At 49.3% G+C, this 13,534-nt stretch carries 10 protein-coding genes, 1 tRNA gene and 2 rRNA genes; 4 read left to right on the top strand and 9 right to left on the bottom strand.

The annotated features are described in order from the left end of the window. Nucleotides 1-15: 15 nt before the first annotated feature. From phoB to BZG80_RS13050, 3 genes are all read right to left on the bottom strand, one after another. The gene (phoB, locus tag BZG80_RS13060) at nt 16-705 is read right to left on the bottom strand and encodes a phosphate regulon transcriptional regulator PhoB (protein ID WP_021022894.1); all 690 of its coding nucleotides are present in this window, start codon (nt 703-705) and stop codon (nt 16-18) included. 107 nt (nt 706-812) lie between these two features. Next, on the bottom strand, nt 813-4,580 hold the full coding sequence (locus tag BZG80_RS13055; RefSeq protein WP_077679549.1) for an AAA family ATPase: 3,768 nt from the start codon (nt 4,578-4,580) through the stop codon (nt 813-815). A 3-nt stretch (nt 4,581-4,583) separates the two neighbouring features. Further along, nucleotides 4,584-5,939: an exonuclease SbcCD subunit D C-terminal domain-containing protein gene (locus BZG80_RS13050; protein ID WP_241833912.1), complete on the bottom strand. Its 1,356-nt coding sequence runs from the start codon at nt 5,937-5,939 to the stop codon at nt 4,584-4,586. Nucleotides 5,940-5,979: 40 nt separating this feature from the next. Between BZG80_RS13050 and rdgC the strand changes: the two genes are divergently transcribed. Together rdgC and trhP are read left to right on the top strand one after the other, a co-directional pair. Next, nucleotides 5,980-6,888, top strand: a complete 909-nt coding sequence (gene rdgC, locus BZG80_RS13045; RefSeq protein ID WP_198532954.1) for a recombination-associated protein RdgC — start codon at nt 5,980-5,982, stop codon at nt 6,886-6,888. A 135-nt stretch (nt 6,889-7,023) separates the two neighbouring features. Continuing rightward, the gene (gene trhP / locus BZG80_RS13040; RefSeq protein WP_021022890.1) at nt 7,024-8,370 is read left to right on the top strand and encodes a prephenate-dependent tRNA uridine(34) hydroxylase TrhP; all 1,347 of its coding nucleotides are present in this window, start codon (nt 7,024-7,026) and stop codon (nt 8,368-8,370) included. A gap of 321 nt (nt 8,371-8,691) precedes the next feature. On the opposite strand, the gene BZG80_RS13035 is transcribed toward trhP, so the two are convergent. Beyond that, nucleotides 8,692-9,294, bottom strand: coding sequence for a helix-turn-helix transcriptional regulator (locus BZG80_RS13035; protein WP_131827560.1), 603 nt, complete (start codon nt 9,292-9,294; stop codon nt 8,692-8,694). Between the two features lie 554 nt (nt 9,295-9,848). Further along, on the bottom strand, nt 9,849-10,133 hold the full coding sequence (locus BZG80_RS13030) for a MarR family transcriptional regulator (RefSeq protein WP_077679547.1): 285 nt from the start codon (nt 10,131-10,133) through the stop codon (nt 9,849-9,851). A gap of 234 nt (nt 10,134-10,367) precedes the next feature. Between BZG80_RS13030 and BZG80_RS13025 the strand changes: the two genes are divergently transcribed. Beyond that, a complete protein-coding gene (locus tag BZG80_RS13025; RefSeq protein WP_077661678.1) occupies nt 10,368-11,042 on the top strand; it encodes a hypothetical protein in 675 nt (224 codons plus the stop codon). Nucleotides 11,043-11,387: 345 nt separating this feature from the next. Here BZG80_RS13025 and BZG80_RS13015 read toward each other — a convergent pair whose 3' ends face one another. Then, on the bottom strand, nt 11,388-11,573 hold the full coding sequence (locus BZG80_RS13015; protein WP_077679546.1) for a hypothetical protein: 186 nt from the start codon (nt 11,571-11,573) through the stop codon (nt 11,388-11,390). Between the two features lie 684 nt (nt 11,574-12,257). Between BZG80_RS13015 and BZG80_RS13005 the strand changes: the two genes are divergently transcribed. Beyond that, complete coding sequence (locus BZG80_RS13005; RefSeq protein ID WP_077522394.1) at nt 12,258-12,512, top strand: YfhL family 4Fe-4S dicluster ferredoxin; 255 nt, start codon at nt 12,258-12,260, stop codon at nt 12,510-12,512. A gap of 228 nt (nt 12,513-12,740) precedes the next feature. Here BZG80_RS13005 and BZG80_RS13000 read toward each other — a convergent pair. The 3 genes from BZG80_RS13000 to BZG80_RS12990 all read right to left on the bottom strand — a co-directional run. Next, nucleotides 12,741-12,817 (bottom strand) — tRNA-Asp (locus BZG80_RS13000). Nucleotides 12,818-13,019: 202 nt separating this feature from the next. Beyond that, nucleotides 13,020-13,135 (bottom strand): 5S ribosomal RNA (gene rrf, locus BZG80_RS12995). 114 nt (nt 13,136-13,249) lie between these two features. Further along, nucleotides 13,250-13,534: ribosomal RNA gene (locus tag BZG80_RS12990) — 23S ribosomal RNA — on the bottom strand; the annotation flags it as partial.

The raw sequence follows: 13,534 nt of genomic DNA, 5'->3' as shown, positions 1-13,534 counted from the left end.
CTTTAAAGGGATGTTCTAGCTACGTGTTGAGAAGCGATACCCCGCCCCACGAACGGTTTGTACTAACTTAGCATGTCCACCCGCCTCTAACACCTTTCTCAGGCGACGAATATGCACATCAACCGTTCTATCTTCAACGTAAACATTGGTGCCCCAAACATTGTTAAGCAGCTGTTCACGGCTATAGACACGCTCTTGGTGAGTCATAAAAAAATGTAGAAGTTTGAACTCGGTTGGCCCCATATCAAGGGGATCATCATTCGCTGTAACACGGTGTGAAACCGGGTCGAGTTTTAAACCTTGCACTTCAATCACATCTTCCAACGTGGTCGGTGAGACACGCCGCATGACCGCTTTCAGTCGTGCGATTAACTCTTTCGGTGAGAAAGGCTTGGTGATGTAATCATCGGCACCCACTTCAAGGCCTCGAACTTTATCTTCTTCTTCGCCCCGAGCAGTCAGCATCACCACTGGGATTTGACGCGTAAGCTCTTCACGCTTCAAATGTTTAATCAAGTTGAGTCCAGATCCACCAGGTAACATCCAATCCATGAGGATCATTTCTGGGTAAGGCTCGCATATTTGCGCCAGCGCTGAGTCGTAGTCTTCTGCCTCAACCGTTTGATAGCCTTTTTGCTCTAAGACAAAACAAAGCATCTCGCGAATGGGGGCTTCGTCTTCAACAACGAGAATCCGTCTAACCATGATAATTACCTAGTGTTATCATTTAACTGGCGCCATTATGTGCATTTATTATGACATTTTTGTGACCCGACGCGAGCAAATTTCGCGTTGTGTTAACAGGCTGTGACCTAACCAACACCTTGCTGTGTGACCAGGACGCGGCTAGCGCCTCCACCTTGACTATCGACGCGCACTTGCGCACCGATGCGCTCAACCAGTGTGCCTACATGGGAAATGACCCCAATTTGCCGCCCGTCGGCTTGTAAGGTGTCTAAACAGGCCAACGCCATTTCCAGGCTTTCCGGATCCAGTGTGCCAAAGCCCTCGTCTATGAATAAGGATCCAAGTTGCCGTGTATCCGCCGCTAATGATGCCAGCGCAAGCGCCAGTGACAAAGAGACCAGAAAGCTTTCACCGCCAGATAAGGACTCAACACTGCGTACTTCATCGCCCATATCATGATCAACGACTTGCAACGCCAGTAAGCTATCGGGCACGGTTTGTAACGCATAACGAGGTGATAATGAGGCCAAATGCTCATTGGCAATCTCGACCAGCTGCGCCAGCGTCAGCGATTGTGCGAGATTACGGAATTTAGCTCCGCTGGCCGAGCCAATTAAATCGGCCAGTTTTAACCACTGCTCCGTTTGGCTACGCTGCGCGTCAATTTTCTCGGTCAGCGATCCGGCCTGCTGTTTGGCCTTCTCTGATTCGGTTAATTGGTGACGCAAGGTAAACAGCTGCTGCTCGGCGTCTTCTAACGCGTGTTGCCAGGCATCGTGCTGGGCGGTCAACGCGGCATCATCATCCGGTAGCTGCTGCTCATCAAACCACACTTGCGCCGCGGCAATCGCCTGCTGGCAATGGGTTAATTGTTGCTGACGTTCGTCTAAGCGCGTGTTAGCTTCTTGGTAAGCCGCTTCTACTTCACTGATCGCTTCCCGCTCACTGGCTCGCCAGGTTTCAGAGTAAGATAAAGCGTGGAGGATGTCGTATTGATGCATGGCTAGTGTCGGCTGCCATTGGACCCAACGTCGAACACTGGCGCGATACTGTTGCGCAGCCTCTTGCTGTTGTTGGCGCAAGGTTTGCTGACGTGCCTGTACCCCTGCCCGCTTTTCACTGGCTTGGCTATAGGCTTGCTCAGCCTGCGCACGCTTAGTCTTTTGCGCCTCGATTGCTGATTTATACGCCTGTTCAAGCGCCGCCAAGTCTGAATCGGGGATCAACGCCTGACGCGCCGCGCTGCGCTGTTGATGCGCTTGCGCCAGATTCACTAATTGCGCTTGCCGTGCCTGCGTGTCCTCTGACAGGCTCTGACACTGCTGGGTTAATGACGCTAGCTCGGTCTCTATCTGTTGTTTTTGCGTGGCAAGCGATGTTTTTTCGTCCTGCAGCGCACGATAGCCCTGAATTTTTTGCTCCATCTGGCGAATATAACGTGCGGCGCCCACCTGTTGCAGGCTTGTGAGCCACTGTCCTGCACCGAGTTGCTGATCAAGCGCTTGGCTCACGCGCGTCAGCTGTTCGTGTTGTTGCTGCCACTGCTCATCAATGGCGCTCAGCCGCGTCTCACACTCGGTCAATGACTGATCCAGTTGATGTCGGCGCGCAACAAGCTGTTCTCGTGCGTGTTGTAAATCACTCAACGCGGCATCCATTTGCTGAATTTGCGCTAACTGGTGTTGACGTGCAGTGATCGCCTGATAACAAGCGTGATAGTCGCTGTCGGTTTGTTTTGCGTGCGCTTCTATCTCGCTCAACGTCTCATCGAGGGGTTGTTCAGGCGCCAACTGCCACCCAAGCTCTACCATTGCGTCGCGTAGCCCGTCCTCATACTGCTGACGCTCAGCCTGCCATACTAAGCCCTGCTCCCGTAGTTCGGCACAGACATGCTGGCTGTGTTGATGCTGTTTTTGCCAGTAATAGTATTCGGCGTTGTGTTGATTATAAGAGGCTTGCAACGCATCGACACGCGACTGTTGCTGCGCGATCATGCCTTCAATTGCCGGTGCGTGATGCAAGTAAGGATGCTCAGTTGCCCCACATAACGGACACGGATCGCCCTCTTTCAGCGCTTGACGAAGATCGTCTAACTCGACAACAGCCATTGCTTGTTGCAAGCTATGTTGCGCTTCATCAACCTGGGCCTGTTCACGGGTCAGCGTCTCTTTAAGTCGGTCTAAATGCGTTTGGCTGTCGCGATAAATCGCTTCATGCTTTTCAAACTCTACATGGTTATGCTGGCAGCGTTCTTGCCAATATTGCCAATTTTGCGCCTCATGGAGCAGTGACTCTTGTTGCCGTTTTTGCTGCTGAAGCTTGGCATAACGTGCTTGGTCGGCTTCTTGTGCCGCGAACAAGGATTCAGGGTTTGCCGCCTGACGCTTGGTTTTCAATTGCACGCTGCTGTCATCGACCTGCGCAATATCTTGGTCGATTTTCTCTCGTTGTGGTGCCCACTGCTGACGTTGGCGGTAACGCGTTTGATATTCTTCTTGTAACGCGGTCAGGGTGTCTTGGCAGTCTAAGTATTGGCGAAGATTGTCGAATACTGGCTGATAATGCTCAGCAATATGTGAAAAGTCCCCGTAACGCGCAATCTCCTGCTCTAATACGCGCGCTCGCTGCGCCTGTTGTTGAGATTTTTCACGCGTTTGCGAGAGTGTTTGCTGGGCATGCAGGTACTTTTGCTGTTGTGCATTCAGCGCCATATTTTGCTCATGCATTTGGCTGTCTAATCCTGCCAACTGCGTATCTAGCTGCTGCGCCTCACGTATTTTAGGTTCGATATCAGCCCAAGCTTGCTCCGCTTCCGTGACCCCTCGGTTAGCGTCTTGCCAGTGCGCGGCTTGCACCTCATAATCGTCGGCTATCGCTCGCTCTTCGCGCGCCAAGTGAATAAGATCCTGCGTTAATGCCTGCTGCTGCCATTGACGCGTTTGCACAGCCTGCCAATCGTCTCTGGCCACTTGCACGCGCGCAATGTCATCCAGTTTTTGCCGCCGCGCCGCCACCCCTTTTCGCGCGTCACTGGCTTCATCCAAGGCTTTTTGGGCAGCGGCGAGCCCTTGTTCCGCCTGCGCCAAATGCGTGTGCTGCTGGCGATAATCGTTCAGTTTTTTTAATTGTCGTTGCTGCGTTTGAATCTGCTGCTGACACGTTTGTTGCGCTTGGTGCAGTTGTTGCTCTTCGTCATCACTGAGTATGTTAATATCCCCAAGCTGTTGGGTGAGCTGATCCAGCGCGTTTTTTTCTTCACGCGCACGCTCATGCGCCATTTGCGACAAACGGCTGTAGATTTCGGTGCCTGTCATACGTTCAAGCAACGCCGCTCTGTCATCTGCCGAGGCTTTTAGAAACGCAGCAAAATCCCCCTGCGGTAACATTACCGCACGGCGGAATTGCTCATAACTGAGCCCCACTAGACGCTCTATCTCGCTCAGCACTTCTTGTTTTTTGCCCGCAATACGCTGGTCTGTGGTCAGGTTTTGTAACCAGTGCTCACTGGCTTGGATCCGACCGTCTGCTTTTCCTCGCGCACGACGCACCGACCAATGTGCACGCCAGCGGCTGCCATCATGAGCAAGAAAGTCGACTTCGGCATAACCTTCGCCTTTGCCTCGAGACAAAATACTCCGAACGTCATTGGCTTTAACGCGGGTTGCCGGGTCGCCCAAACCAATATCGGCATCGTGTTTTTTATTGGATTGAAAACGCGGGATCTTATCGTAGAGCGCCAAACAAATCGCATCCAAAAGCGTCGATTTTCCTGCGCCCGTTTTCCCCGTGATGGCAAACAAACCGCTATCACCGAGTGGGCCTTGGGAGAAGTCCAACGCAAACGGGTATTGAATACTGGCTAAATTCTCGCCACGCAATGCCAGAATTTTCATGATTTATTGGTCCTCGTCCTGTTCCAATTGCTCCAATAAGTGAGAAAACGTCGCCGATAACGCCTCATCCGGTTCACCTTGGTATTTTTGCTGCCAGCCATGACGCAATACCTGAAACGGTTCTACGTCGGAAAGGTGTTGCTGGCGAAAGCCCGTATCTTGAGACGTCTCACGATAATGCGGCGTAATCTTTGCCAGACGCACAGGTTTGTCCTCAAGCACGGCTAAAATCTTCTCGCGTAACATCGGCTGTGGTTTATCTAACAGCACAGGCACATCGAGTAAGGGTTGCTGAGCGAGCGGCAAATCTTGCGGCGCCAACGCTGCCAAGCTCGCTAACACAGTGTCAAGTGGCGCAGCTTTTTCTGGCACCCGCCAGAGATCCACGGCACGCGGGACAATGTGAGGCGTCACACTCTGCAGTTGGTTACCTTCTAATGTAACGGCCAACACTTGATGCCGATAATGGCGCTCTGACAGTGATAGGGGAAGCGGTGAGCCGCAATAACGAATCCGTGTTTGTTTGGCGACTTGCTGAGCTAAATGCAAATGCCCAAGCGCGACATAGGCCACATCGTCACTGAAAATATCAGCGGGCAGCGCATGCTGATTACCACCTAGAATACGCCGCTCTGACATCTCAGATAATTCACCACTGGCCATATACACATGCCCCATCGCGATCAATGCCTGCATCCCTTTGCACTTAGCGCGCGCCGCTTGTTCGGTTTGCTGATAAACCTGTCGAACCCCTTCGATGAGACGATCATCCTCTTCTCCCAACCCTTCAGTACGCAAATCACCACTGCGTAAAAAAGGCACCGCGAGTATCCATGCTGCCGTCTCGCCACTGTTATCAGTGATCGGTACCATCATGCGTTCGGTGTCTAAACGCCCATCATTATCGCGGGCAATGGCACCAATTAAGTGTAAATCAAAGGCTTTTAGAAGCTCATGTGGGGCGTCGAGTTTGCTAGGTGAATCATGATTTCCCCCGGTGATCACCACATTTAAATGGGGCAACGCTTTTGCTATGTCGGCTAAAAAGCGATACAGCATCCGCCATGCGCTTGCCGGTGGATTCGCCGTATCAAACACATCACCGGCCACTAACAATGCATCGGCTTGCTCATCAATGAGACATTGCTTGAGCCAATCGAGAAAGACTTGATGTTCATATTGACGATCGTAACCGTGAAGCTGATGACCAAGGTGCCAGTCGGAGGTATGAATGATTTTTAACACAGCTGGGGTAATCCATTTTATTTGAGCGTTCGGCAAGTGCATCTCGCACAACACGCGAGTAGGGTTAAATTCTACGCTAATTGCAGCGACATTCGAGAGTGAATGCAATACCATGTTGCCTTTCTCACAACAGGATGGATAAAGCCTCGCCATGATTTGGTTTAAGAATTTACTCGTCTATCGTCTCACCCGTGATATTCCTCTCGATCCCGCTCAGTTGGAAAGCCAGCTGAAAGAATTCGATTTTACCCCGTGTGGCAGCCAAGACATGCAAAAATTTGGCTGGGATCATGCGTTGGGTAAACACGGCGATATGCTCACCCATATCAGCGGTAACAATATTCTGATCCGCGCGCGCAAAGAAGAAAAGCTCTTACCTGCCTCGGTCATTAAAGATGCCTTGGAAGAAAAAGTGGACGCCATGGAGCAAGCGCAGGGTCAACGCTTGAAAAAGCGCGAGAAAGACAGCTTAAAAGACGATGTGGTCATGGAACTATTACCACGCGCGTTTACTCGCCAAAGCCAGATGTGTGCGCTGATTATGGCCGATAAAGGCTTGATCCTCGTTGATGCGGCAAGCATTAAAAAAGGGGAAGAGCTGCTCGCCCTATTACGTAAATCGATTGGCAGTTTGCCCGTGGTGCCGGTTGAAACGGAAACACCAACCGAGCAAGCGATGACAGAATGGGTCAAGCAAGGCCAAGCCCCACAAGGCTTCCACCTCGGTGATGAGGCCGAGCTTAAAGCGCTACTCGAAGAAGGTGGGGTGATCAAATGTAAGCAGCAAGATCTCACCAGTGATGAGATCCAAGCGCACCTTGAGGCAGACAAACAAGTCACTAAGTTATCGATGGATTGGCAAGAGCAAGTTCACTTCGTTCTTGGCGACGATCTTAGCCTAAAGCGGCTCAAATTCTCAGAGGAAATCCGCGATCAAAACGCCGATATTGACCGCGAAGATATCGCTGCTCGCCTTGATGCAGATTTATCACTCATGTGTGGTGAGCTCGACACCTTACTCGATGGCATATTTACCGCGCTAGGCGGACTGAAAACCGACTAATCCTTTACCGCATTAACCCTTACAAAGATTAGGTAAATTCGGCTGGTAGTGTGGGCAATGTCACAGTAAAATGGCGCCCACACTCACCTTCAACGTGAAGGTGCCTGACTTACACTCAGACTCAAGCTTGGAATTATGTTGACGCCAGAATTACTCTCTCCCGCCGGTAGCCTAAAGAACATGCGCTACGCGTTTGCCTACGGGGCTGACGCTGTTTACGCCGGTCAACCACGCTATAGCCTGCGTGTGCGCAACAATGAATTTAACCACGACAACCTAAAAATTGGGATCGACGAAGCCCATGCGCAGGGAAAAAGATTCTACGTGGTTTGCAACATTCAGCCGCACAACGCAAAGCTTAAAACCTTTATTCGTGATCTTAAACCTATCATTGATATGGGTCCTGATGCGCTGATCATGTCGGATCCTGGCCTTATCATGATGGTCCGCGAACATTTTCCTGATATGCCGATTCATCTCTCCGTGCAAGCTAATGCGATTAACTGGGCCACGGTTAAGTTTTGGCAACAACAAGGCATTGAGCGTGTGATCTTATCGCGTGAATTATCACTGGAAGAGATCGAAGACATCCGCCAACACTGCCCTGAAATGGAGCTTGAGGTGTTTGTTCACGGTGCGCTCTGTATGGCGTATTCTGGTCGTTGTTTGCTATCAGGCTATATTAATAAGCGCGATCCAAACCAAGGTACCTGCACCAATGCTTGCCGCTGGGACTACAAAGTCCATCAAGGCAAAGAAGACGATGCTGGCCAGGTGGTACAAGTTCAAGAAGTGACTCCCACACTTGGTAAAGGCGAGCCGGTTGATGACGTAGTATTGCTCGAAGAAGGTGGACGTCCCGGTGAGTTAATGGCGGCATACGAAGATGAGCACGGCACCTACATCATGAACTCAAAAGACTTGCGCGCCATTCAGCACGTTGAACGGCTTACGCAAATGGGCGTTCATTCGCTCAAAATCGAAGGCCGTACTAAGTCGTTCTATTACTGCGCACGCACAGCACAGGTGTATCGCCAAGCCATTGATGATGCCGTGGCCGGTAAACCATTCGATGAGAGCCTGATGAATACCCTCGAGAACCTTGCACACCGAGGCTATACCGAAGGCTTTTTGCGCCGTCATACCCACGATAGCTATCAAAACTACGACTATGGTTACTCGATTTCTGAGCAGCAGCAATTTGTCGGCGAATTCACTGGCAAGCGTCGAGGCGATCTGGCCGAAGTGGAAGTGAAGAATAAATTTATGCTCGGTGACAGCATGGAGCTAATGACGCCACGCGGCAATGTGCATTTCACCTTAGAGGCGATGGAAAACCGCAAATCAGAAGCGATCGACGATGCCAAAGGCAGCGGCCATTTCGTGTTTATTCCCGTGCCCGCTGATATGGATCTAGAGTACGCGCTACTGATGCGTAACCTACAATCAGGCCAGGATACGCGTAACCCATCGGGTAAGTAATATGGCACTACTCATCACCGATAAATGCATAAACTGCGACATGTGTGAGCGTGGCATAAATATCACTAATTAACAGCGACTTACAAAAGTGCGTTACTTTTAGCGTTACGCGCTATTTCTGCATTAAGTGCGTTACTCGTTCGAGCGTAACGCACTTTTTCTTATTTTTAGAGCTGATCTTTGGCTTCTTATGTTTGCGTTACTGGCACTAGTTGCGCTCGAGCGCGTTGCGTTACTGCGCGCCTATTTGCACGGCGTTATTGCAAATAGAAACAGTCACTTAAAGGTTAAAGTTTGCGCTATTGGGAATGCGGGCTCGCTTTAACTGATTTGCACTGAGAAGCTTTCAGTGATCAGTGCCGTGGTAATTGCCGTGATCGCTTTTGGATGACGTACGGCCTCTAATAGCTCGTCTCTATTTCTTACATCCAACTTTGCCATCACTCTTTCAATTCTGGAACGAACAGCTTTGTGCGTCGCGCCTAGCATGTCGCTAACTTGTCTTGCGTTGTAGCCGGATTTGAGTGCAACCAATGCCATTGCTTCGGCCTGAGTGAAACTTACATCGTTTATATGTTCTGACGTGGCAATGTTTAGTGCCTGGTAAAGCGCAAGCTCCGCTTTTTTTAATTGCACCCCTTCAAACACCGCGCCGATCGTTTTTCCGCCGAGATAGATAGGCCTTTTCTGCATCCGGTAAATCGCAGCTTGCGCGTGCTCGGTGCCGCAAATGTAATCAAGTGTTTCAATAATTGATTGGTTAGACAGTATTTGTCTTACTTGGTGTGCATAGTGTTTTGCGAGATGTGGATGCTCTCTTTTGAACGCGAGAACATTGTCACCAACTTTTCCGGTGACCGCGCTATTTACAAAGTACAAATTATTGTACTTGTAAATTACCGCCGCGCGATCTGATTCAGCCACGAACCGCCGGATGTGTCGAAGGTAATTGTCGGCTTTTTTGTCTTTATGCAATCGTGATCATGGTTCAAGAATCAACCGAGGCATCTTGCCTCTACATAGTCCATGCCTTGCGCCGTAACATAACGGCGAAAACAACATAAATAATCAATCAGTTGTAACTAGGTGAATTCGCAATGGAAAATGCTAAAGATGTACTCGAGAAAATCTCAAATTCTTTACTGCTCGTTTTAGAGTCATTACCACAAGACTCATTTGAATATGATGCAGTCGAGCTAATTGCTGACTACTCACACACTAAAGCTAAGCATATTAATGATAGATTTACCAATAAAAGAGAATAAGCGTCAGTTTCTTATAAGCGTTACGCATAACGCTAATAAAGAATATTGGACAATATGAGGTTTGCTGTTAGATTGGTGGTGATGACCTAGGAGGCCGAAAAATTTTTATTTCTCGCGGGTCTGCCTCGTTTGCAAAGATATAGGCCTCAGAAGGACCCATTACCCTTGAGCATGTGTAAAAGGAGCGGCCGTTGTGCTGCTCCTTTTGCGTTGTCACTTGAAATACTCGTAAGCCACTCCACCCGAATCGGCAACAACTGATTGCCGTCTCAAAAAACATTTATCATAAAGCCGCTTTAGTAATGTGCTTGTGAATGATTGCGATAGCTCGCATCGCTCCGAGATCATCCAAGCCGTTACACGTTCACTATTCCTGATTGATTGAAGCACTTTGAGTTGCGTCTTGCTCAACTTGATGGATTTAAGTTGATGCGGATACGTGCGCGCCACACGCGAAAGATCGGGCGAGATCTGCCCATTTTGGCAAAAATTGTCCATCATCATTATCATTCTCTGAGGTTTATCATAAGAAAGCCTGTGAGGTCAGGCGGGGAAAGGGCTAAGCGGCGATCGTTTTTTCAACCGAGACAGGTGATAGGAAGTTTAACCAGCACGATTTTAGCCACTCGTGATATGTTTTTAGTGCGACTGAACTGTTTGAATAGTAAATCGGTGACGAGCTCACCGTGTTTGGCTTATACACTCATCGCAATACATACCTAGTGAGGAAAAATGGATAAAGGGTTAATTTCGCCACTGCACAATCTTGTTGCTTCATTGGTACCTGGGTTGCCGCAAGCTCAGTCCGCGGTTCAACTTGTAAGAGCCTACGATGCATACCGAGGCAAACACCGTGCAGATAAGCTTGCACAAGGGTTGGAGTTGGCTTGGTCGTGTATGGATGAATCAGATCAGAAGAGTTTTGATACGTTATGTCACGATCCTCACTTTCGAGAGCAAGCTGTCGAGTACATAGAAGCAGCCCTTAACACACCGAGTGAGATCTTGATTAAAGCCATCGCGCTGCTCATGCTCAATGACCCTGACTGCCGGCTGGATGGCGCGCAAAAGGAGCGTTTTGTTCATGGTTTTACCGGGTTAAGCGATCAAGCAGTAAGCGTCTACCTTTCTCTTGTTAAAACAGAGAAATTCACAGAAAGGCTTTACGATATTCACTTGGTTTCTAATAAATACCCGCTGGAAGACAATGATACTTCTCCAGAAATTATACTGATGATGCATCAGTCATTTTTGAATAGAGGTATTCTTCTGCCTGATCAAGCTAACAGTGGATCATTTTTTGACTCTGGAGACAGAGACCCAAATGATTGGTTTGTTCGCTTTGGCGTCTCTGACGAAATTAACCAATACAGAGCACTACTGGAAAAGGCAAAGGCTCTCGGTTAACCCCGCTTCTCCATTAACTACAATGAACATGGCGCGACCGTCGTGGATGACGCGGCTGCGTCCTTCGGTGCGAGTTTTGATCGTCCAGCGGCCGAGGTTGTTACCTTGGCCACTGCGGCGAATCGATCAGTTTGCGAATGGCGTCCACGTTCGCGGCGGCGCCGTATTACAGCCACTTGGCAGTAATGTCGATGGTTTCAAGCGGTCGCCCGTATGTTCCGAGCGCGCGTTATCGATTACGCCTAGTTCGGTATAAGCACCAGGTGTGGTGCGAGTGAATTTTGCGATAGGGGATTTATCCTCCACGCTAAACACAAACTCGCCAATAACTAAGTGGTGCATGGTTTAGTCCTGATCAATACCGGAATACCCCAGCTGCGTGGTAACGTCATTGCCGGATGTAGCGTAAGCGTACTTCTCTTCCATTTTGCGCATTGCGATTTCGGCAATTTCTTCGTTATTTTGCCCTAGTGATGATGCAATATTGATTTGCGGTGCAAAGCTCACAGGCGGCTTTTGTGCGGCTTGCACCTTTTTGCGGTCTACCTTTTTGACTTTCTAGGCCGTCGCCTCGGGCGGATCTAGCTTTCTACCAAACCATACGCAAATTTCTCGCCCACCTTAGCAGCCAACAATGCCAGGAACGACAGATCAAAGTACCTCACGCGGCGTAGCTTGATAAATAGCTCAGGAGCGTAGTTGTTACGCTTCGGTTAGAGCCATATATTCAATACATCGATACGGTTTGTGTGACAGGTTCTGTGAGTAAGGGTTGATGAGCAATCTCGTATGCTTGTTCCCGAGCTATCGGGCGCTGTAGTTCTGGGCAGGTCCCAAGTTTGCGTCCCTTCAAGCCCATCTCTTTTGGGAACGTGGCATATATGGTGACTTTACCGGTTTTACTAAAATCGACACGCAGGTAGTTCGCCTTTTCATACTTCGACCGACGCTCACTAGCATGCTCATAATCACTTTTTTGGCCGTTTTTGAGGTTTATGTTAAAGTGCGCGTCACTGTAGAGGCCTTTGAACGGGGCTCATCCGTAAAGCTCACACATGCTACTTTTTGAATACGTCAAAAATACCATGCGTTACGGATTTGCGTTACTAAACATGGAAAAATAAAGTTCACTTCAGTAACTCAAGGCAAACAACAGTTAATAAAAGTAATTCGTAAGCGCTTGATATAGGCGCCAAAAAGAGTGATTTTTGAAACATGGCTCTATTAATAACAGACCGATGCATAAACTGCGACATGTGTGAGCCCGAGTGTCCCAACGGGGCCATCTCGATGGGTTCCGAGATCTTTGAGATCGAGCCCGATTTATGCACCGAGTGTAAAGGCCATTACGACAAACCGACGTGCCAGTCGGTTTGCCCGATCTCCAAGTGCATTATCACCGATCCCGATAATGTCGAGACCGAGGATCAGCTCCTAGAAAAGTTTGTGGTCATCCAAGGCATGGCATAAACCATTAAAAGCGCCGCAAGGCGCTTTTTTATGTCTGCATCATCTACAACGATTAGCTAACGCTAAGTGCTTAACAGTAATAGATGACAGTCTAATATGAAGGGGTTGCGTTCAGGCACTCAGGCTCGCACATGTCGCAATTGGTACCCTAGGGGTTAACATAAGCAGCTATTTACTCAGGGCTTAAACGCAAAAAACCCCAGCTTTTCAGCTAGGGCTTCTAAGTAGTGGCGGAGTGGACGGGACTCGAACCCGCGACCCCCGGCGTGACAGGCCGGTATTCTAACCAACTGAACTACCACTCCGCACCAATTCTGTCTCATCAAAGTCTTACACTTAATTGCTTTGATGCTTAAATGTTTGCTAACTAAAGCCYAATATTAAGCTCTAATTAGATTATCTTGTTTGATGCGATGAGGATTTTGAATCGAGACGCGCAGTGTATGCCAATACATGAGCATCGCAGATATCAAAAGCATCGAGCTATCAACAAGATAAGCAATGAGAGCCTGGCGATGTCCTACTCTCACATGGGGAGACCCCACACTACCATCGGCGCTGCTTCGTTTCACTACTGAGTTCGGCATGGARTCAGGTGGGTCCAAAGCGCTATGGTCGCCAAGCAAAATTTGGTGTGTCTTCACTTTTYAGTCAAAACACGTATCTAGAAAGCTGTTCGTTCTCGCCACAATCAACTGGCTTATTTCGAGTCCAACCCAAAACCTCTTGGGTGTTGTATGGTTAAGCCGCACGGGCAATTAGTACAGGTTAGCTCAACGCCTCACAGCGCTTACACACCCTGCCTATCAACGTYSTMGTCTASRACAACCCTTTAGAGAGCTCGAAGCTCTAGGGATGACTCATCTCGGGGCCAGCTTCGCGCTTAGATGCTTTCAGCGCTTATCTGTGCCGAACTTAGCTACCGGGCAATGCGTCTGGCGACACAACCCGAACACCAGCGGTTCGTCCACTCCGGTCCTCTCGTACTAGGAGCAGCTCCCCTCAATCATCCAACGCCCACG

Source organism: Salinivibrio sp. MA440 (assembly GCF_001996265.1).
GTDB lineage: Bacteria > Pseudomonadota > Gammaproteobacteria > Enterobacterales > Vibrionaceae > Salinivibrio > Salinivibrio costicola.
Note: the sequence above shows the minus strand (reverse complement) of the source record. Positions and strands in the feature narration are given on the sequence as shown.